The organism is Sphingomonas desiccabilis, assembly GCF_004135605.1.
GTDB classification, from domain to species: domain Bacteria; phylum Pseudomonadota; class Alphaproteobacteria; order Sphingomonadales; family Sphingomonadaceae; genus Sphingomonas; species Sphingomonas desiccabilis.
In genome coordinates, this window is the sequence record NZ_SDPT01000002.1 from 881,042 (window position 1) to 900,400 (window position 19,359).

Consider the following 19,359-nt stretch of genomic DNA (forward strand, 5'->3'; position numbering starts at 1 on the left):
GCACAAGCACGCGACCAGACCGGGCACCCCGCCGGTGGACGTTATGGCGTCAAAGGCAGGTCTCCTGGCTCGCGGGTCAGCACGGACGATCCGTCTTCCCAAGGCGCAGGGGCCTCAGTGACATGGTTGGATCGCCGCTCGCCGCTTACAGTTGCGGGGGCAGCGCCGGCCTTGCCCATCACGAGCGCACCGGCTTCCCGTCTTAGCTCCGGCGCAGGCACGCGCCCGGCCGGAGAACCTCGACGCAATAAGCATCGGCGCAAACCGCGCGCCGGTCAACCGTCATATAAAGAGATCTTTATATGACGCTCTGCACCCCTCCATATCCCGGGCGGCGGCGGAACGGGCCCGCCGCGCCGTCGTTGAGTCGGGAAAGCTGAGGAGCAAGCAGATGGCCACGACACAGGAAGCATCTTCGGGAAATGTCGGCCGCACGGTCGCGATCGGCGCCGCGACGGGAGTGGTCGCCGGGCTCCTCGCCAATTTCCTGCGCAAGGCTGCGGTGCAGGCGCCGACGGTGATGGCCGGCCGCTGGGACAAGGCGCTGGCGGCCGAGCACGCCGCGGCGCTCAAGATCTTCGACCTGTTGGAAAAAACGAGCGACGAGGACACCGCCCGCCGCGCCTTCCTGCTGATGCAGTTGAAGCACGCGATCAGCAAGCATGCCTTCCAGGAGGAGAACGTCGTCTACGCGATGATGCGCGACCAAGGCCTGACGGAGGCGGCGGACCATCTCAACCACGAGCATGGCTATGTGAAGCAGTATTTCTTCGACCTGACCGAGATGCCCAAGGACGATCCGGCCTGGCTTCCCAAGCTCAAGGAATTCCGCGGCCTGATCGAAAGCCACATGCGCGAGGAGGAACAGGACCTGTTTCCCAAACTGCGCGACCAGCTTTCCGAGGCGCAGAACAAGCACATCACCGCCGCCATGAACAAGGAAGGCCTCAAGCTCGCCTGACGGCGCCTCCCTCGCGCCCGGCCGCCGCCGCTCCGGAGCCCCGCCGGGCGGCGGTCAGGGCTCCGCCCTGCGGCCCCGCGCGCGGACGGCGAAGCCCAGTGCCGCACCCGCCAGCGCAACCGCCCCGAGCGCGAGCCCCGGGTGGGTGCGGGTGGCCGTGAAGGCGCTGACCGACCGTCCCTTCTGCTCGCCCTCGACGATCCCGTCCTTGCCGTCCGGCGCGTAGAGATTGCCCGGGCTCACCGGCACCGGCTGGCTGGGATCGGCCAGCAGCACGCTCATGTTCTGCGCCACCCGGTCGAACAGCCGCGGCACCAGCTGTGCGCCCAGCACCTGCAGCTTGCCCACCCCGCCGACGGTCAGTGACCGCCGCGGGTGCTGTGCCGCGTCCAGGATCGCGTCCGCCACCAACGATGGTGCGTAGAGCGGCGGCGGCAGCTGCGCCTTGTAGCCGGTCAGGTTGCGGCCGTGCTGGGGGAAAGGGGTGCCGACCGGGCCCGGCTTGATCAGGGTGATCGACACCGGCGCGCCCTCCGCCATCATCTCCAGCCGCAGCGAATCCGTGAAGCCCTTCACCGCATGCTTGGACGCCGTGTAGGAGGAAATCACGGGCGACGGCATGTCGGAGTTGATCGACCCGACGTTGATCAGCGCGCCGCCGCCGGGCTTCTCCTTCAGGTGGCGCAGCGCTGTCAGCGATCCGTACACCACCCCCCAGTAATTCGTTTCGAACACTTGGCGGTGGTCGGCCGTGGGCGTCTCCAGCGCGGCGGCATAGACGCCGATACCGGCATTGTTCACCCAGGTGTCGAAGCCGCCGAAATGGTCGATCGCAAAGGCCGCCGCGCGCTCGACTTCCTCCTCCTGGCCGACATCGGCGACGAAGGTGGCGGCGCTGCCGCCGGCGGTCTGGATCTGGTCGCGGACCCGCGCCAGCGCATCGCCGTCGCGCGCGATGAGCACCACCCGCGCTCCCGCCGCCGCCGCCCGGCGGGCCGTCTCCAGCCCGTGGCCGGAACTTGCGCCGGTGATGACGATCACCTGCTCGGAAAGCGGCTTCAGCTGGGCCTTCATGCTACCTCGTCTGGCTGTGCGACGCCGTAAACGGGGCCGCCGTGAGGGCGCAGAACGAGCCGCGGCTGCGATCCGATCCCTGGCGGCTCTGGCGGCGGCGCAGGCGCTTGGCTATGCGGGCAGCTTGCAGGGGAGGGGCGAGAATGAACGTACGGAACGGCCGGGTCGGGGGCATGGGGCTGGCGGCTGCGGTGCTGCCGCTGCTGTTGGTCGCCTGTTCGGACGAGGCGCCGCGTTCGGATCCGGCGCTGCCGCCGCAAGCCGCCGCGACCAGCCTGCCGCCGGCGATGCTCGGCCGCTGGGGTGAGGACGCGGCCTGTGTCCAGCCGCTCGAGGTGACGGCGGATCGCATCGCCGGCGCCCGCATCGACGCGGTCACCACCGCCGCCGATGGTGCGGTCGACGTCGACACCTCGGCGGAGGTCGACGGCATCACCACCGGGCGGCGCTATCGGCTCGCGAGGTCCCGCGGCGAGCGGCTGGCCGTCACCGTCGACGGCGCCACCGCCACCCGCATCCGCTGCCCGTGACGCCGGTAGAGGCCGGCCCCGGCGACGCCGCCGCCGTGGTCTCGCTGTGGCAGGCGGCGGGGCTGACGCGGCCCTGGAACGATCCTGCTGCCGATTTCGCCCGCGCGCTCGCCGCCGCGGATTCGACGGTGCTGGTGCTGCGCGACGGCCGGGCGCTGATCGGCAGCGTCATGGTCGGCTATGACGGCCACCGCGGCTGGGTCTATTATCTCGCCGTCGCCCCCGACCACCGTCGCCACGGGCTCGGCCGCACGCTGATGGGGGCGGCGGAGTCGTGGCTGCGTGCCCGCGGCTGTCCCAAGATCCAGCTGATGGTCCGCGCCGGCAATGCCGATGCGCTCGCCTTCTACGATCGGCTGGGGCTCGCCCCCCAGGACGTCGTCACGCTCGGCCGCTTCCTGGATCCCGATCCCGCCTGACGGGGCGGCCCCGGCGCTTCCGAAACCTTTGCCGCGCGGCTCGCGTTCGCATGCCTGTCCGGCCCGCGCCCCCGCGATCCGACCGGGCGTCGAGGAACGCGGATGGCCAATTTCATGTTCTGCACGGGGATCGAGAACAGCATCCCCACCATCGACAACGGCCGCACCCGCGTCGACCAGATGGAGTCCTGCGGCCATTATGCGCGCTGGCGCGAGGATTTCGACCTGGTTGAGGATCTCGGTATCCGCTTCCTCCGCTTCGGTCCGCCACTGCACAAGACGCTGCTGGGCGCGGGCAAGTACGACTGGGAATTCGCGGACCTGACCCTCGGCGACCTGCGCCGCCGCGACATCACGCCCATCGTCGATCTCTGCCACTTCGGCGTGCCGGACTTCATCGGCGACTTCCAGAACCCGGACTTTCCGGAGCTGTTCGCCGACTATGCCGCGGCCTTCGCGCGGCGCTATCCCTGGGTGCAGCTCTACACGCCGGTCAACGAGATGTTCATCTGCGCGGTCTTCTCCGCGCTCTACGGCTGGTGGAACGAGCAGCTGGCAAGCGACCGCGCCTTCGTCACCGCGCTCAAGCACATCGTGAAGGCGAACGTCCGCGCGATGCAGGCGATCCTGCAGCATCGGCCGGACGCCATCTTCATCCAGAGCGAATCCTCGGAATATTTCCACGCCGACAGCCCGGCCGCGATCCACCCGGCCGAGATCATGAACGCGCGCCGCTTCCTCAGCCTCGACCTCAACTACGGCCGCCGGGTCAACAGTGAGATGTACGAGTATCTGATGGACAACGGCATGACACGGGAGGAGTACCACTTCTTCCTCGGCAACCGCCTGAAGCAGCACTGCATCCTCGGCACCGATTACTACTGGACCAACGAGCATCGCGTGCACCAGGATGGTCGCACCTGGGCCTCGGGCGAAGTGTTCGGCTACAGCGAGATCACCCGCCAATATTACGGGCGCTACGGCCTGCCGGTGATGCACACCGAGACCAACATCGCCGAGGGACCGAACGGCGACGAGGGCGTCAACTGGCTGTGGAAGGAATGGGCCAATGTCCTGCGCCTGCGCAACGTCGGCATCCCGACCGTCGGCTTCACCTGGTACTCGCTGACCCATCAGATGGACTGGGACACGGCGCTGCGCGAACAGAACGGCCGGGTGACGCCGGTCGGCCTCTACGACCTCGATCGCAACATCCGCCCGGTCGGCAAGGCGTACAAGCAGCTGATCGCCGACTGGCGCGACGTGCTGCCGGCGCAGAGCCTGTGCCTGGTGGTCCCGGTCGTGCCGCCCGCCGCAAGCGATGCGCCCGATGCATGGGAGCAGGAGGTCGAGGCCACCGCCCGTAGGGGGAATTCCGCGCCTTAGGGGCAGGACGACGCATCCGCGGCGGCAAGCAGTTCTGCCGCAGTCAAACCGCTGCCCTGACGCGACGAACCCTCAGGAATCATCGCGCGTGGTTTCCTTGTCGCCAGCCTTGTCGGGCGCCTTCTTGGTCGCGGTCTTGCGTGCACCCGTACCGGTTCCGCCGCCACGACCGGTGCCGGTGCTGCCACGCGCACCGTCGCCGCCCTTGGTGGTGATCGCCCCGGGATTGCCGCCTGCACCTTTCTGAGCCACGTCGAACCTCCGTCTTGCCACAGAGCCAACCCGCCGGCCCGCCCCCGGTTCCAACCGGCGCCGCGTCCTGAGGGCTCGACCGTGAAACCCAAACGCAAACGGCCGCTAACGCCCGGATCAATTCGTTCTCGACCGATCTATCGATGCCTGATTGCGGACAGTCTTGGGACCTGTAGGATCGAGAACATCGAGGCACGGACACGCACGCCACGGAGAAGCCAAAGTGAAAGGGTGTCTGCGCATGGTCCTCCCAATCATCGTCTTGATCGCGCTGGCAATATATTGTGCTTTCCCGCATCCCACTCATAATCAAGCGCAATTGGAGGCAATCGCAGCCGATGCCGAGCATCTGATGGCGACTCATCCGCTCGGGCCGTCAGACCAGTCCGCTGACATCCCGAAAGGAAAGTGGCCACCTTCTATCGCCAAGTTGGAGCCGTATTCTGTGACGGTCCACCACGGCATGGTGGATATTACGACAAAGCCGTTTTTTGATGGCGGCTGGGGGTATAGCTTTGCTCCATACAAGCAGGATGCGACAACGCTCGTCGAATGCTGGTCAGAACTGGAGCACGGCGTATATTGGCATGTCCCCTGCTGACCGGAGCTCCACAACCTGGGCAATAGGGTAAGCTTGAGGTTCGCCGACGGCCCCGCTGTCGTGTCTCCGCTCAAATCCGACGGGCAGCTAACCACCAAATCAGGTCGTTCTGCGGTGGCTCGGGGTAAACGGCAGCAATCGCCTAGTTTCGGGCGTTCGGTAACTCGTCAGCATTGCCCGATTGCTTCCCGTGCGACACACTGGTGGTCGAAGCCTCTGGAGCGAAGAATGCCCCCTATGATGGTAATGCTGGTGAGTTTGGCAGGGGGCGCTTTACAGGTTCAGCCGAGCCCTCCGTCACAAGGAGTGGCGATCTCGCCGCCGAAGCCCGCGATGCGGCAGGGCGGCTCGATTGGAAAGTCTGCCTATCCGGCCGAGGCGCTGAAACGGCGTCAGGATGGGACGACCACCCTCACTGTTCATGTGAGTTCGAAGGGCAAGGTGACCACGTGTTCGATCACGGAAACGAGTGGGTCCACTAGCCTTGATGACGCAAGTTGCGCATTCGTTCGCAGCGTGCGGTTTGATCCGGCTCGCGACGAGAATGGCCGAGCCGTGGAAGGAGACGCTCGGTTTCCCATGACATGGCGGTTGCCGAAGGATTGAACCTTCGACGCCCGCTTCGCTGCAGCGCGAATGTCGGCGTACCACTTCAGCCGCCAGGCAGTCGTCCGCCACTCGCTTTCCACCACGTCTGCCATGTCTCGTCGATCCGCCGCTTGACGGCTGCATACAGAACCAGGGCTGCGCCCAAGTTCTCGAACCAGCTTCACAGCTATCGGTCCCCTCGTTACTGAGGCCGCCGACTATCGGGCCAGTACATCAGGGGGAATGACTTTGCGCACCGTGTGGATCAAGGTTCTTGCGTCGGTTTCCGTGTCGATGCTCGCCTGGGGCGCCGTCCCCGCGGATGCGCAGTTCGGCATGCTCGGCGATCTCGCCAAGCGTGCGGGCGTCTCGATGCCCAGCCTGCGCAAGGAACCGATCACCACCAGCCTTCCCGACGCGCGCTGGGGCGATCCCAGCCAGGACGGCTTCGTGCCGCGGGAAGCCAAGCGCAACCTCGCCGAACTGCAGCGCACGCCCAACGGCGGCTTCGTCCTGCAGCCGGGCTATTACAGCTTCCACGACCAGAGCTACTGCCTGCACGCCGGCACCCACGGGCCGGGCAACGGCGACGGCTATCTCTACGCCCCGCCGCTCGGCGCGGCCAAGGACGCGGTGATCACCATCGTCCGCAACTCGGTCCAGCACCCGGAGATCGACCAGCACACCATCCAGGCGCTGCTGTGGGCGATCCTCTCGCGCGCGAAGCTGGAGGACATGTCCAACGAGCATCGCGCCGCCGCCGCCCAGCTGCTGACCCCGCGCCAGCTCGCCGGACTCAACCGCGGCGTGCTCGACATGCTCTCGTCCGGCCCGATCGCGGACAACCTGCCGTCTGAGGTGCGCGCCGTGCTCCGCGCGGAAGCGGACCTGCGCCAGATGCTGACCACCCCCGGCACCAGCTACGGCGAGCTGGAGCGCGTGGCGGTGCTCGCCGGCATGGCTCCCGTGGGGGCCGGCAGCCGCGACGTGCCGAACGGCCGCTGGAGCCACCATCCGGACGGCTATTGGGTCCGCTACCTGCCCAGCAGCTACACCAACACGGTGGTAGAGATCTGGGTCCCCGCCAATGCGCCCGGTGTCGGCAAGGAGTTCGATCCCGCCACCCACATCGCCGTCCCGGGCAACACCGCCCGCCAGCGCCTGATCCAGTCCGGCCGCGCCTACCGCGCGAGCTGACTGGGCGCTGCCGCCTTAGATCGTCAACGGCGGATGAGGCGGCCGCCCCGGCCTTTCGCACCTGCGCCCCGACCGATAGGGCGGGGGGCAATAGCTGCGGCGCATTCAGGTAAAGGCGAGCCACGATGACGATCGTTCTGTACGGGATCCCCAACTGCGACACCGTCAAGAAGGCACGGCTGTGGTTGGCCGAACGCGGCATCGATCACGAATTCCACGACTACAAGAAGCAGGGCGCGGACCCCGAACGGATCGCCGGCTGGATCGCGCAGGCCGGACTGGCGCGGGTCCTGAACAAGGCGGGCACGACGTACAAGCGGCTGCCCGATGCGGTCAAAGTCGAGATGGAAGGGGACAAGGCGACGGAAGTGATGGCTGCCCAGCCGTCCACCATCAAGCGGCCGATCGTCGAATACCCTGGAGGGCTGCTGGTAGGGTTCAAGCCGGAGGAGTGGGAGGCGGCTTTCGCGTCCCAGTCTTCTGCTTCTCCCTGCTGATCGACTCTTCCGCACGGCTGGCAGAGCTTTCGATCTCCAAGAGCTTCCTCGGTACCAAGTACTTACTTGAAAGCCTAGGTATTTTCTCGCGACCCGATCCGTGTTTTTCATCGCGAACATCACTGGTGAGGATGCGGAACATAGATAAGCTCGGTCGGTCGGAACTGTCCCGAGTCGTATTTATCCCTTGGGCATAGTTTTTCCGACTAGGCACATAGGGGGTTGTCATGAGGAAGCCCTACATCGCTGGTGCAATCGCGTTGCTTGCTGTCGCCTCTCCACTATACGCGCAAAGCGCCGTGCAGGTTGTCGTCAGCCAGTTCGAGCATTGCGTTAGTCAACATCGGAACCTGACGTTGCGACAAGGCTTTGTCGGTCATGTGAACGAGGGAAGTTTCGTTCGGCATCGGCTGCGGACCGACTTCAACGGCCGACTGGAACTGCACGGCTTCTGCGATGCTGATTGCAGTGACATGGACCTGGAGGTCGTCGACCAGAACGGCTATCTGGTTGTAGCCGACACGACCGACGACGATGTTCCCATCGTCGCCTTCTATCCAGATCCGGGCGTCGAATACACCGTCAACGCCAAGATGTTCTCGTGCTCGTCGAATCGTTGCTACTATTCGGTCGCCACGTTCACATGAAGAAGGCGGGTATGCCCTCCTTCACGCCTGCGCCCAACCAGGGAGCTTGATGCACGCGAGCCTCGCCCCGGCAATGCCATGCACGTGCCGGCGCTTGTGATCGCTCGCGGCGGGGTCCAGGACGCTGCTGGCCGGGTCTGGGCATGATGCCTGTGCCCGGCCGTGGATCCGATCGGTCCAGGGGGTCATTCGGAGGGTGACTGGCGCGCGGGCGCCGCAGCCTCTATTCCGCGCCCATGTCCACCACCTCTTCCATCGAGGGCGGCGCACGTCGTGCCGATCCCGCGTCTCCTCCCGCCAAGCGGCTGACCGTGCCGGCGCTCCGCGCCCGCAAGGGTGCCGATGCCGAGCCGCTGGTGATGATCACCGCCTATACCGCGCGCATGGCGCAGCTGCTCGATCCGCATTGCGACGTGCTGCTCGTCGGCGACAGCCTGGCGCAGGTGATCTACGGCCTTCCCTCGACGGTGCCCGTCACGCTGGAGATGATGGCTGCGCATGGCGCGGCGGTGGTGCGCGGCAGCGATCACGCGCTGGTCGCGATCGACATGCCCTTCGGCAGCTATGAGGCGAGCCCCGCCCAGGCCTTCGAAAGCGCCGCGCGGCTGCTCAAGGAAACCGGCGCCGCTGCGGTGAAGCTGGAGGGCGGGGAGGCGATGGCGCCGACCGTGCGCTTCCTCACCGAGCGCGGCATCCCCGTGATCGGCCACGTCGGCCTCACGCCCCAGGCGGTGAACCTGCTGGGCGGCTATGGCGCGCGCGGCCGCAGCGAGGTGGAGGCCGCCAAGATCGTCGCCGACGGCGTCGCCATTGCAGAGGCCGGCGCCTTCATGGTCGTGATCGAGGGCGTCCTGGAGCCGATCGCGATCGAGGTGACCGACCGCGTCGCCTGCCCAACCATCGGCATAGGCGCGTCGGCCCGGTGCGACGGGCAGGTGCTGGTGGGAGAGGACATGCTCGGCCTGTTCGATCGCACCGCGCGGTTCGTGAAGCGCTACGAGGATCTCGCCGGCCGTATTTCGGCCGCGGTTGAAGCCTATGCGGGGGAAGTGCGGTCGCGTGCGTTTCCCGCCGCGGAACACCTCTATCAACCCAGGGTCTGAACGGCTTTCGTTTCCCCTCGCGCGCCGCTAGATAGCGCGCTTCGTTCGCCGCACGCATGGAGTAGGACTTGGCGCTCACCCCCCAGAACAACCAGGCCTTCCTGCGCGAAGTCGACGAGGAGCTGCGGCGCGACCAGGTGGCGAGCTTCGGCCGCCGCTACGGCCTGTGGGTCGCGGTGGCGATCGTCGCAGTGCTGGCGGCATTCGGCGGCTGGATCTGGTGGCAGCACCACCAGAAGGAGAAGGCGGCCGAACAGGGCGTGCTGCTGCAGCAGGCGATGGACGACCTGGGCGCAAGCAAGGTCAATGCCGCCACCGGGGCGCTCGCCAAGCTCGAGAACTCCGGCAGCGACGGCTACCGCGCCTCGGCCAAGTTCGTGCAGGCCGACATCCTGCTCAACAAGCAGGATCTGAAGGGCGCCGCCGCCAAGTTCGCCGAGGTCGCGAACGACAGCTCGCTTCCGGGCGAGTTCCGCGATCTCGCGCTCCTGCGCCAGACCGCGGCCGAATATGACACGTTGAAGCCCCAGGCCGTCGTCGATCGGCTGCGCGGCCTCGCCAGCAAGCAGAGCCCCTGGTTCGGCAGCGCCGGCGAAATGGTCGCGATCGCCTATGTCCGCCTGGGTCGCCGCGACCTGGCCGGCAAGATGTTCGGGGAAATGGCCCAGACCGAAAGCGTGCCGGAATCGATCCGGCAACGTGCGGTTCAGATGGCGAGTGCTCTTGGCGTAGACGCGCCCGCCCCCAAGGCGCCGACGACCCCCACCTCAGAGGAAAAGAACGCAGGATGAGGACCAGCGCGAAGCTGATGACGGCCGTGGCAGCGCTTTCGCTGCTCGGCGGCTGCGGCATCTTCAAGGGCGATGGCAAGCGCAAGACGCCGATCCTCGGCGAGCGCGTGCCGATCTTGTCCGCGGAGAACGACGTGACGGTCGATCCGTCGCTCGCCGCCGTGCAGGTGCTGCTGCCGCCGCCGGTCGCCAACGTCGACTGGACCCAGCCGGGCGGCAACGAGTCGAAGGCGATGGGCCATCTCGCGCTCGGCGCCTCGCCCAGCCGCGTGTGGAGCGCCCGCATTCCCGGCGGCACCACCCGCGTCCGCCTGGCCGCGGCCCCGGTGGTCGCCGGCGGCCGTCTCTACGTCATGGACGTGGACGGCGTGGTTCATTCCTTCGACGCGACCACCGGCGCCGCCGGCTGGACGGCCACCACCGTCAAGGATGCCGACAAGGGCAACCAGGCGGCGCGCTTCGGCGGCGGCGTGAGCGTCGGGGAAGGGCGCCTGTTCGCCACCAACGGCCTCGGCGACGTGGTCGCGCTCAACGTGGCGGACGGTGCCGAAGTGTGGCGCGCCAAGCCGGGCGGCCCGCTGCGCGGTGCCCCCACGGTCGCCAACGACCAGGTCTATGTCGTCAGCCAGGACAACCAGCTGTTCGCGCTGGCGCAGGCCGATGGCACCGTCGTCTGGACCCAGGCCGGCTCGGTCGAGAGCCAGGGCGTGTTCGGCGTCGCAGCCCCCGCCTCGGCACAGGGCACGGTGGTCGCCGGCTTCTCCTCGGGCGAGCTCAACGCCTACCGCTACGAGAACGGCCGCTCGCTCTGGACGGACAGCCTGTCGCGCACCAGCGCCACCACCTCGGTCTCCTCGCTCGCGGACATCGATGCGGAGCCGGTGATCGACGCCGGCCGCGCCTATGCGGTCGGCCAGGGCGGTCGCATGGTCGCGCTCGAGGTCACCAGCGGCCAGCGCCTGTGGGAGCAGAACCTCGCCGGCATCTCGACCCCTGCGGTCGCCGGGGAATGGCTGTTCGTCGTCACCGACGATGCGCGCCTGCTCTGCGTCGCGCGCGGCAGCGGCAAGGTCCGCTGGATGCACCAGCTGCCCCGCTACAAGAACGAGAAGAAGAAGAAGGGCCCGATCCTGTGGGTCGGCCCGGTGCTCGCCGGCAACCGCCTGGTGCTCGCCAACTCCGAAGGCCAGCTGGTCTACGCCTCGCCCGAGGACGGCAATGTCAGCGCCACCCTCGAGGCTTCCAACGGCCCGATCGGCCTCTCGCCGGTGGTCGCCAACTCGACCCTCTACCTGCTCGATGATTCGGGCACGATCAGCGCCTGGCGCTGATCGCTGCTGAAAACGGATATGCCGCTTCCTACCGTCGCCATTATCGGACGCCCCAATGTGGGCAAGTCGACGCTGTTCAACCGGCTCGTCGGCAAGCGGCTCGCGCTTGTCGACGACCAGCCGGGCGTCACGCGCGACCGGCGGGAGGGGGATGCCAACCTCCTCGGCCTGGAGTTCCGGATCATCGACACCGCCGGGTTCGAGGATGAGGACCCGCAAAGCCTGCCCGGCCGCATGCGCCAGCAGACCGAGGCGGCCGTCATGGACGCCGACGTCGCGCTGTTCATGATCGACGCCCGCGCCGGCGTGACCCCGCTGGACGAGGAAATCGCCCGCTGGCTGCGTGCCGCCGACCGCCCGGTCGTGGTGCTCGCCAACAAGGCGGAGGGCCGGGCGGGCGAGACCGGCGTGATCGAGGCGATGGCGTTCGGCTTCGGCGATCCCGTGCCGCTGTCTGCCGAGCATGGCGAGGGCGTGGTCGACCTGTTCGACGCGCTGCGCCCGTTCGTCGACCGGGAGGACGAGGACGAGCCGGAGGAGGATCCCGAATCCCCCGACGCGCCGCTCAAGCTCGCGATCGTCGGCCGCCCGAACGCGGGCAAGTCGACGCTCATCAACCGCATGCTCGGCCAGGACCGGCTCATCACCGGGCCGGAGGCGGGCATCACCCGCGACTCGATCGCGATCGAATGGGAATGGGAGGGCCGCCCGGTCCGCCTGATCGACACCGCCGGCATGCGCAAGCGCGCGCGCGTGCAGGAGAAGCTGGAAAAGCTCTCGGTCGCCGACGCGCTGCGTGCGGTCGACTTCGCCGAGGTCGTCGTGCTGCTGCTCGACGCCACCCGCGGGCTGGAGGTGCAGGACATCAAGATCGCCGATCGCGTCCTCCAGGAAGGCCGCGCGCTGGTGATCGCCCTCAACAAATGGGACGTGGCGGAGAACGCCTCCAGCCTGTTCAACGGCGTCAAGGGCGCGCTGGAAGAGGGGCTGGCGCAGGCCAAGGGCGTGCCGCTGCTTACCGTCTCCGCGTTCAGCGGCAAGGGCATCGACACGCTGCTCAAGGTCGCGTTCGAGACGCGCGAGGCCTGGAGCCGCCGCGTGTCGACCGGCCAGCTCAACCGCTGGTTCGACCGCGCGATCGAGGCCAATCCGCCGCCCGCACCGGGCGGCAAGCGCATCAAGATGCGCTACATCACGCAGAACAACACGCGTCCGCCCAGCTTCGTGCTGTTCGGCACGCGCGTCGACATGCTGCCGGAAAGCTACAAGCGCTACCTCATCAACGGCATCCGCCGCGAGTTCGATTTCGGTGCGGTGCCGGTGCGCCTGAACCTGCGCGCGCCCAAGAACCCGTTCGACAACAAGGACGGATGATCGACGCCCGCGGCCTGCGCTGCCCCTGGCCGGCCCTGCGCCTGGCCAGGGCGCTCCGCCTGGGGGAGCAGCCGGAGCCGTTCGAGGTTCTCGCCGACGATCCCAATGCCGAACGCGAGATGCGTGCCGTGGCCGAGGCCGCCGGCCGCCGCCTGATCCGCCTCGCCGACGCCCGCTTCGAAGTCCGTCCCGCCGCCTGAGCCGCGGCGGATTGCCACCGGCGACCCGCCGGCGTACCACCCCCCCGTTCTCGGGAGTTTTCGAAATGATCCAGCGTTACCGCTAAGGCGGCAAAACCTGCGCCAGCGGAGCGATCCGCCGACCGGACTCTGTTTCGAGAACATCATGCAACGACTGAAGAACAAGACGTGCGTCGTCACCGGCGCCGCGCGTGGCATCGGCCGCGCCATCGCCGCCCGCTTCCACGACGAAGGGGCAATCGTCATCCTGACCGACATCGACGCCGTCTCGGGAGCGGCTGCGGCCGCCGAGATCGGCTGCCGGTTCGAACCCCTCGACGTGCGCGAGGAAGGCGACTGGGCGCGGCTGGCCGGCATCGTCCCGGTGGCCGATGTGGTGGTCAACAATGCCGGCATCACCGGGTTCGAGGGGGGCATGGTGCCCCACGACCCAGAACACGCCAGCCTCGCGGACTGGCGCGCCGTACACCGCGTCAACCTGGACGGCACCTTTCTCGGCTGTCGCTACGCGATCGGCGCGATGAGGGGGACGGGGACGGGTTCGATCCTCAACATCTCCTCGCGCTCGGGGCTGGTCGGCATTCCGGGTGCGGCGGCCTATGCCGCGTCCAAGGCCGCGATCCGCAACCACAGCAAGACGGTCGCGCTCTATTGCGCGCAGCAGGGCTGGCAGATCCGCTGCAACTCGATCCACCCGGCCGCCATTCTCACCCCCATGTGGGAGCCGATGCTGGGAAGCGGCCCGGGTCGGGAGGCGAGGATGCAGGCGTTGGTGGCCGACACCCCGCTCAGGCGCTTCGGCATGCCCGAGGAAGTCGCGGCACTCGCGGTGACGCTCGCCTCGGACGAGGCGACCTACGTCACCGGCACCGAGATCCACGTCGACGGCGGCCTGCTGGCGGGCTCGGCGGCTTCCCCCGGCTGACGCAAGAACCCGGGCCAGGCCCCGCTTGGCCCCGGCCGCGCACAAAAAAAGGGGCCGGCGTCGCCGCCGGCCCCATCTTTTCGGAAACGGGTAGGGAGGCTCAGCCTTCCTTCACGTCATATTCCGACTTCGCATTGAGGGCGATGTAGTTCTCCAGGCCCATGCGCTCGATCATCTCGAACTGGCGCTCCAGCGTGTCGACATGCTCTTCCTCATTCTCGAGGATCTCGGCGAACAGATCGCGGCTGACGAAGTCGCGGACGCTCTCGCAGTACGCAATCGCCTCGCGCAGCTGCGCGACGGCTTCCAGCTCCAGCGCCAGGTCGGCCTTGATCGCCTCAACCACGGTCTCGCCGATGCGGAGACGTCCGAGCAGCTGGAAGTTGGGCAGCCCGTCCAGGAAGAGGATGCGCTCCGCCAGCCGGTCGGCGTGCTTCATCTCCTCGATCGATTCCTCGCGCTCGAACTTGGCGAGCTTGTACACCCCCCAGTGATCGAACATCCGGTAGTGCAACCAATATTGGTTGATCGCCGTCAGCTCGTTCCGGAGCGTCTCGTTGAGGAATTCGACGACCTTGGGATCACCCTTCACGTTCACATGCCCTTGCTGGTAAATTACGGGCGTGAATCTACGGGGATGATCCCGGTTTGAACAGGCGAAAAACGGCGGAAATCTGCGGTTTTTCTACCTGCGAGCGTCACGCAATCGCGCGCTCTTCGTCGATGATCTCGCGTGCGAATGGCACGCATTGTCCGCACTTCGCCTGCCGGCCGAGCGCGCGATAGGCCTGGCAGGCACTCATCGCGCCGGACCGCGCGGCCCGCCGGACTTCGTCTTCTCGAATCGCATTGCAAACGCAGACGACCATTGCCGATTCCTTGTTGACGCGGATCGGGTAGCGTCCTTGCGAACAACTCGCAACTGTTTTGCGACGCATTCGCAATTTTGGATGGTGCGTCCTCAGCCGGGCAGGGCGGCCGTCTTTCTCATGGGCTGGAGTTCGAGTCGCGCCAGCGACCGCCACAGCCACTCGAACGGGCCGTAGCGAAAGCGCGAGAGCCAGGCCGGCGACCAAAGCAGCATCGCCCCCCACATGGCGAGGACGATCGGATAGAGCGCCGCGCGCGACAGCGTGCCGTACCAGCCCAGGCCATAGCCGTAGAAGATCGTGGTCATCACGATGCTGGTGGTCAGATAGTTGGTGAACGCCATCCGTCCGGCCGCGGCGATCCGCTCGCCAAGCCCGCCGCCCGGCCGCGCCAGCAGCAGGATCAGGCACGCCCACCCCAGGATCATCGGCACGCGCAGCGGCGTGGCGAAGGCCATCGTCGCGGTCGCCACCGCCAGCAACTCGAAGTCGCGCGAGACGAGCCAGGCGGCGAGCAGCGCATAGCCGGGGATGCCGATGCCGAAGCCGACCAGCATCCAGCGGCAATAGCGCGCCCGCGGCCAGGCGCCCGTCAGCATCCCCGAACGCAGCGCCGCCATGCCCAGCAGCATGTAGCCCAGCGTCTCCGCCCCCACGAACAGCGTGGCCGACAGCGAATGCGTCAGCTCTCCCCAGCGGTGCGCGACCAGGCCGCTCCAGCTGCCCCGGTGCAGCGCCAGCTCCTGCTGGATATGCGCAGGGCTGGGAACGCCCATGGAGTCGATGAAGGCGCGCAGCGACTGGGCGTTCTCGGCGGCCTTCGCCGGATCGGGGTCGTGGATGCCGGCCTGCATCGCCAGGATGCCGAGCGGCATGATCGCGTACACCAGCCACGCTACCCCCACGAGCACCAGCCCGCGGGTCACCAGCGCTCGCACGCCCGCGTTGCGGCACGTATAGGCGATCGCCCCGATCACCGCATATTGGTTCAGGATGTCGCCCCACCACAACAGCAGCAGATGGGCGATGCCGAACGCGAACAGCCAGGCCATGCGCGCGAAGTGCACCCGCGCCGGGCTCTCGTCCTTGGCCGCAGCCCGGTCGATCACCAGCAGCATCGACGCGCCGAACAGGAAGCTGAACAGCCCCCGCATCTTGCCGTCGAACAGCACGAAGTTGACCAGGTAGACGGCCAGGTCGATCCCCTGGTGCCCGCCATAGGCCTTGGGATTGATGTACGCCGCATCGGGCATCGCAAAGGCGACGATGTTCATCAGCAGGATGCCGAGCACCGCCACCCCGCGCACCGTGTCCAGCGACCCGATCCGGTCCGCCTGCGTCGTCGCCATCGCTGTTCCCCCATGCGCCCCACGGGGGACGCTATAGGAAGATGGGTTGCGGCTGAAGTGGGACAGCACGGGTTCGCGCTCGGGCGGCGTTGGGACGCGCACGCCAGCGCGGCGGTGCGGCGTCGGCAGCATCCGCAGCCTCCTCCCCCAGTGCTCCTGCGAAGGCACGAGCCCAGGGTTGCGGACGCCGCCGCGGGTCGTCCTGCTCCACCCTGGATCCCCACCTGTGCGGGGATACGGCGCGCGTTGGGGGAGACAGCCGCCCGCCCGCAGAAATCTCCTCGTCCTGCTGACGAAAGTCAGCGTCCAGACGCGCATCGTCTCGGAAGAAAAACTCGCGACCCCAGCGGCAACGGATCCCGACGTCCGTTAGGATGATACGGAGGGGGTGGGCTCCCGCCTGCGTCCCTCCGCCGCAACCCGTCGCCCTTACCCGCCGACCCGCTCGCGCCGTCGCGGTACCAGCTTGGTCGCGCGCCAGCCCGGCACCAGCACGAGCGGCTCGACGTCCACGAGCCAGCCGGGTCCGACCAGGTCGCCCAGCTGCGGCGAATCGAGCCCCAGTGCGCCCTGGCGCCAGCCGATCCACACGAAGCTGGACGGGGCAAGCAGGCCGCGCAGCCGCTCCAGCGCGGTGGCGAGCGCCTCGCGGGAGGGGACCACCACCAGCGCCGCATCCAGGCCCGCGGACGGCGCCGCCTCGATCGACAGCCCCGGCACGGTCGCGTCGATCGCGGCGGCAATCTCTTGCGGAACGCCGCTCACCCACACGCGCATCCCGCGCTTGAGGTTCAGCTGGGCGGCAAGGCTGGCAGAATCCGGGGTCATGCGCGGCCTCCTCGAGGGATCTTACCCCAAGGAGACTCCCGCACGCCCCTCGCAGTTCCCGGGTCAGGCGAGGGCGGCGTCGGCGCCCATCAGGTCGGGGAAGAAGCCCTCGTGCGCCTGGCGCAGCGCGTCCAGCGACACGACGAAGTCGCCGTCGGCCAGTTCGAAGATCAGCCGGCTGCCGATCGTGCGGCCGATCGGCTCCGCGTCGATGCCGGCCGCCTGCGCGCCCTTCAGGAAGTCGAGCAGCGCATGGTCGTGCACCGTCACCAGATACACGCCCTGGTCCTCGCCAAAGAAGGAGCAGGCGTTGTCGTACGGCTGCTTCTTGTCGAGGATCGCGCCGATGTTGCCGGCCAGCGCCATTTCGGCCAGCGCCACCGCCAGGCCGCCGTCGGCCACGTCGTGCGCCGCCGTCACCACGCCCGCGGTGATCGCGGCGCGGAGATAGTCGCCGGTGCGACGCTCGGCATCCAGGTCCACCGGCGGCGGCGGGCCTTCCTCGCGGCCGTGGATCTCGCGCAGCCACAGCGACTGGCCGAGATGGCCGGAGCGGTTGCCCAGCGCGATGATGATGTCGCCGGTCTGCTTGAAGGCGATGGTCATCGACTTCTCCCAGTCGGCCATCAGCCCCAGGCCACCGATCGCCGGCGTGGGCAGGATCGCCGAGCCGCCGCCGGTCGCCTTGGACTCGTTGTAGAGCGAGACGTTGCCCGACACGATCGGGAAGTCGAGCGCGCGGCAGGCGTGGCCCATGCCCTCCAGGCATCCGACGATCTGGCCCATGATCTCCGGCCGCTGCGGATTGGCGAAGTTCAGGCAGTTGGTGATCGCGAGCGGGGTCGCACCCACCGCCGTCAGGTTGCGCCACGCCTCGGCCACAGCCTGCTTGCCGCCCTCGACCGGGTCGGCGAAGCAGTAGCGCGGGGTGCAGTCGGTGGTGATCGCCAGCGCCTTCTTGGTGCCGTGGACGCGCACCACCGCGGCGTCGCCGCCCGGGCGCTGCACGGTGTCGGCGCCGACCATGTGGTCGTACTGCTCCCAGATCCAGCGCCGGCTGGCGATGTCGGGCGAGCCCATCAGCTTCAACAGGTCCGCGGCCGGATCGGTGCAGGCCGGCACGTTCGTCAGTTCGGCCGGCTTGGGCGTCGGCACGTGCGGACGGTCGTAGAGCGGCGCCTCGTCGGCAAGCGGCGCGAGCGGGATGTCGGCGACGGTGTCGCCTTTCCACTTCAGCACCATGCGGCCGGTGTCGGTGACGCGGCCGATGATCGCGAAATCCAACTCCCACTTGCGGAAGATCGCCTCGGCGAATTCCTCGCGGCCGGGCTTCAGCACCATGAGCATGCGCTCCTGGCTCTCCGACAGCATCATCTCATAAGGCGTCATGCCCTCTTCGCGCTGGGGAACATCGTCCATCACCAGCTCGATGCCGACGCCGCCCTTGGACGCCATCTCGACCGAGGAAGAGGTGAGGCCGGCCGCACCCATGTCCTGGATCGCGACGATCGCGTCGGACGCCATCAGTTCCAGGCACGCCTCGATCAGCAGCTTCTCGGTGAAGGGGTCGCCGACCTGGACGGTGGGGCGCTTTTCCTCCGAGTCCTCGCCGAAGTCGGCCGAGGCCATGGTCGCGCCGTGGATGCCGTCGCGGCCGGTCTTGGAGCCGACGTAGACGATCGGATTGCCCACGCCCGACGCTGCCGAGTAGAAAATCTTGTCCGTGTCAGCGACGCCCACGGTCATCGCGTTGACCAGGATGTTGCCGTCATAGGCCGGGTGGAAGTTCACCTCGCCGCCCACCGTCGGCACGCCGACGCAATTGCCATAGCCGCCGATGCCGTGGACCACGCCCGCGATCAGGTGGCGCATCTTCGGGTGATCGGGTCGACCGAAGCGCAGCGCGTTCAGGTTGGCGACCGGGCGCGCGCCCATCGTGAACACGTCGCGCAGGATGCCGCCGACGCCCGTCGCCGCGCCCTGGTAGGGCTCGATGTAGGACGGGTGGTTGTGCGACTCCATCTTGAAGATCGCCGCCTGGCCGTCGCCGATGTCGACCACGCCCGCATTCTCACCCGGACCGCAGATCACCTGCGGGCCTTCGGTCGGCAGCTTCTTCAGGTGAATGCGGCTCGACTTGTACGAGCAATGCTCGGACCACATCACCGAGAAGATGCCGAGCTCCGTCAGATTGGGCTCGCGCCCCATCGCGTGCAGGACGCGCTCATATTCCTCGGGGGAAAGGCCGTGCTCGGCGACGATCTCGGGCGTGATCTGGGTCATGCGCGAGCCCTTAGCGGCACCTGCGCGAGCGGGCTAGAGGGCAGGCGCGCCGAGCCGCGGCTGGCTGCGGATTTTCGCCCCTGCCGGACAGGCCGCTTGCCTGGGCCGGCGGTCCGCTCGACCATGGCGCGGAAACCGATGGAGGAGCGCGCAC

The 19,359-nt window shown here is 67.9% G+C and carries 22 protein-coding genes and 1 riboswitch; of the genes, 15 read left to right on the forward strand and 7 right to left on the reverse strand.

All coding sequences use genetic code 11. The features are described from left to right. Positions 1-37: 37 nt before the first annotated feature. Positions 38-256: riboswitch (cobalamin riboswitch) on the reverse strand. 135 nt (positions 257-391) lie between these two features. Next, the gene (locus EO081_RS12310; protein WP_129342181.1) at positions 392-961 is read left to right on the forward strand and encodes a hemerythrin domain-containing protein; all 570 of its coding nucleotides are present in this window, start codon (positions 392-394) and stop codon (positions 959-961) included. A 54-nt stretch (positions 962-1,015) separates the two neighbouring features. Here the strand turns inward: EO081_RS12310 and EO081_RS12315 are convergent, their stop codons facing one another. After that, positions 1,016-2,035, reverse strand: a complete 1,020-nt coding sequence (locus tag EO081_RS12315; protein WP_129342182.1) for an SDR family oxidoreductase — start codon at positions 2,033-2,035, stop codon at positions 1,016-1,018. 143 nt (positions 2,036-2,178) lie between these two features. Here EO081_RS12315 and EO081_RS17070 point away from each other — a divergent pair, with 143 nt between their 5' ends. The 3 genes from EO081_RS17070 to EO081_RS12325 all read left to right on the forward strand — a co-directional run bounded on the left by EO081_RS17070 (position 2,179) and on the right by EO081_RS12325 (position 4,370). Next, positions 2,179-2,565, forward strand: a complete 387-nt coding sequence (locus tag EO081_RS17070) for a hypothetical protein (protein WP_240697649.1) — start codon at positions 2,179-2,181, stop codon at positions 2,563-2,565. Beyond that, positions 2,562-2,984, forward strand: coding sequence for a GNAT family acetyltransferase (locus EO081_RS12320; RefSeq protein WP_240697650.1), 423 nt, complete (start codon positions 2,562-2,564; stop codon positions 2,982-2,984). The genes EO081_RS17070 and EO081_RS12320 overlap by 4 nt, the downstream gene beginning before the upstream one ends. Before the next feature lie 102 nt (positions 2,985-3,086). Then, positions 3,087-4,370, forward strand: coding sequence for a family 1 glycosylhydrolase (locus tag EO081_RS12325; RefSeq protein ID WP_129342184.1), 1,284 nt, complete (start codon positions 3,087-3,089; stop codon positions 4,368-4,370). A 72-nt stretch (positions 4,371-4,442) separates the two neighbouring features. On the opposite strand, the gene EO081_RS12330 is transcribed toward EO081_RS12325, so the two are convergent. After that, complete coding sequence (locus tag EO081_RS12330; RefSeq protein ID WP_129342185.1) at positions 4,443-4,622, reverse strand: hypothetical protein; 180 nt, start codon at positions 4,620-4,622, stop codon at positions 4,443-4,445. Between the two features lie 241 nt (positions 4,623-4,863). On the opposite strand from EO081_RS12330, the gene EO081_RS12335 reads away from it, so the two are divergent. From EO081_RS12335 to EO081_RS12385, 11 genes are all read left to right on the forward strand, one after another. Further along, positions 4,864-5,223 carry a hypothetical protein gene (locus tag EO081_RS12335; protein ID WP_129342186.1) on the forward strand — a complete coding sequence of 120 codons (360 nt, stop codon included), beginning with the start codon at positions 4,864-4,866 and terminating at the stop codon, positions 5,221-5,223. Between the two features lie 333 nt (positions 5,224-5,556). Continuing rightward, on the forward strand, positions 5,557-5,829 hold the full coding sequence (locus EO081_RS17285) for an energy transducer TonB (protein ID WP_410176409.1): 273 nt from the start codon (positions 5,557-5,559) through the stop codon (positions 5,827-5,829). A gap of 225 nt (positions 5,830-6,054) precedes the next feature. Continuing rightward, positions 6,055-7,008, forward strand: a complete 954-nt coding sequence (locus EO081_RS12345; RefSeq protein WP_129342188.1) for a hypothetical protein — start codon at positions 6,055-6,057, stop codon at positions 7,006-7,008. A gap of 125 nt (positions 7,009-7,133) precedes the next feature. Further along, positions 7,134-7,505, forward strand: coding sequence for an arsenate reductase (locus EO081_RS12350; protein ID WP_129342189.1), 372 nt, complete (start codon positions 7,134-7,136; stop codon positions 7,503-7,505). Between the two features lie 227 nt (positions 7,506-7,732). After that, positions 7,733-8,152, forward strand: coding sequence for a hypothetical protein (locus EO081_RS12355; RefSeq protein WP_129342190.1), 420 nt, complete (start codon positions 7,733-7,735; stop codon positions 8,150-8,152). A gap of 236 nt (positions 8,153-8,388) precedes the next feature. Beyond that, positions 8,389-9,255, forward strand: a complete 867-nt coding sequence (gene panB, locus EO081_RS12360) for a 3-methyl-2-oxobutanoate hydroxymethyltransferase (RefSeq protein WP_129342191.1) — start codon at positions 8,389-8,391, stop codon at positions 9,253-9,255. Between the two features lie 68 nt (positions 9,256-9,323). After that, on the forward strand, positions 9,324-10,046 hold the full coding sequence (locus tag EO081_RS12365) for a tetratricopeptide repeat protein (RefSeq protein WP_129342192.1): 723 nt from the start codon (positions 9,324-9,326) through the stop codon (positions 10,044-10,046). After that, on the forward strand, positions 10,043-11,377 hold the full coding sequence (locus tag EO081_RS12370; RefSeq protein ID WP_129342193.1) for an outer membrane protein assembly factor BamB family protein: 1,335 nt from the start codon (positions 10,043-10,045) through the stop codon (positions 11,375-11,377). The genes EO081_RS12365 and EO081_RS12370 overlap by 4 nt, the downstream gene beginning before the upstream one ends. An 18-nt stretch (positions 11,378-11,395) precedes the next feature. Beyond that, positions 11,396-12,751, forward strand: coding sequence for a ribosome biogenesis GTPase Der (der, locus tag EO081_RS12375; RefSeq protein WP_129342194.1), 1,356 nt, complete (start codon positions 11,396-11,398; stop codon positions 12,749-12,751). Continuing rightward, complete coding sequence (locus EO081_RS12380; protein ID WP_129342195.1) at positions 12,748-12,951, forward strand: sulfurtransferase TusA family protein; 204 nt, start codon at positions 12,748-12,750, stop codon at positions 12,949-12,951. Before der ends, EO081_RS12380 begins: the two co-directional genes overlap by 4 nt. A gap of 145 nt (positions 12,952-13,096) precedes the next feature. Next, positions 13,097-13,876, forward strand: coding sequence for an SDR family oxidoreductase (locus EO081_RS12385; protein ID WP_129342196.1), 780 nt, complete (start codon positions 13,097-13,099; stop codon positions 13,874-13,876). Between the two features lie 100 nt (positions 13,877-13,976). On the opposite strand, the gene bfr is transcribed toward EO081_RS12385, so the two are convergent. The 5 genes from bfr to purL form a co-directional block, all read right to left on the reverse strand. Further along, positions 13,977-14,468, reverse strand: coding sequence for a bacterioferritin (bfr, locus tag EO081_RS12390; protein WP_125961468.1), 492 nt, complete (start codon positions 14,466-14,468; stop codon positions 13,977-13,979). A 106-nt stretch (positions 14,469-14,574) separates the two neighbouring features. Then, a complete protein-coding gene (locus EO081_RS12395; RefSeq protein ID WP_125961363.1) occupies positions 14,575-14,745 on the reverse strand; it encodes a (2Fe-2S)-binding protein in 171 nt (56 codons plus the stop codon). A gap of 92 nt (positions 14,746-14,837) precedes the next feature. After that, entirely contained in the window at positions 14,838-16,094 is a 1,257-nt protein-coding gene (locus tag EO081_RS12400; RefSeq protein WP_129342197.1) for a DUF418 domain-containing protein, read from the reverse strand. A 429-nt stretch (positions 16,095-16,523) separates the two neighbouring features. Next, complete coding sequence (locus EO081_RS12405) at positions 16,524-16,922, reverse strand: hypothetical protein (RefSeq protein WP_129342198.1); 399 nt, start codon at positions 16,920-16,922, stop codon at positions 16,524-16,526. Positions 16,923-16,985: 63 nt separating this feature from the next. Beyond that, complete coding sequence (gene purL, locus EO081_RS12410; protein WP_129342199.1) at positions 16,986-19,205, reverse strand: phosphoribosylformylglycinamidine synthase subunit PurL; 2,220 nt, start codon at positions 19,203-19,205, stop codon at positions 16,986-16,988. Positions 19,206-19,359 lie beyond the last annotated feature (154 nt).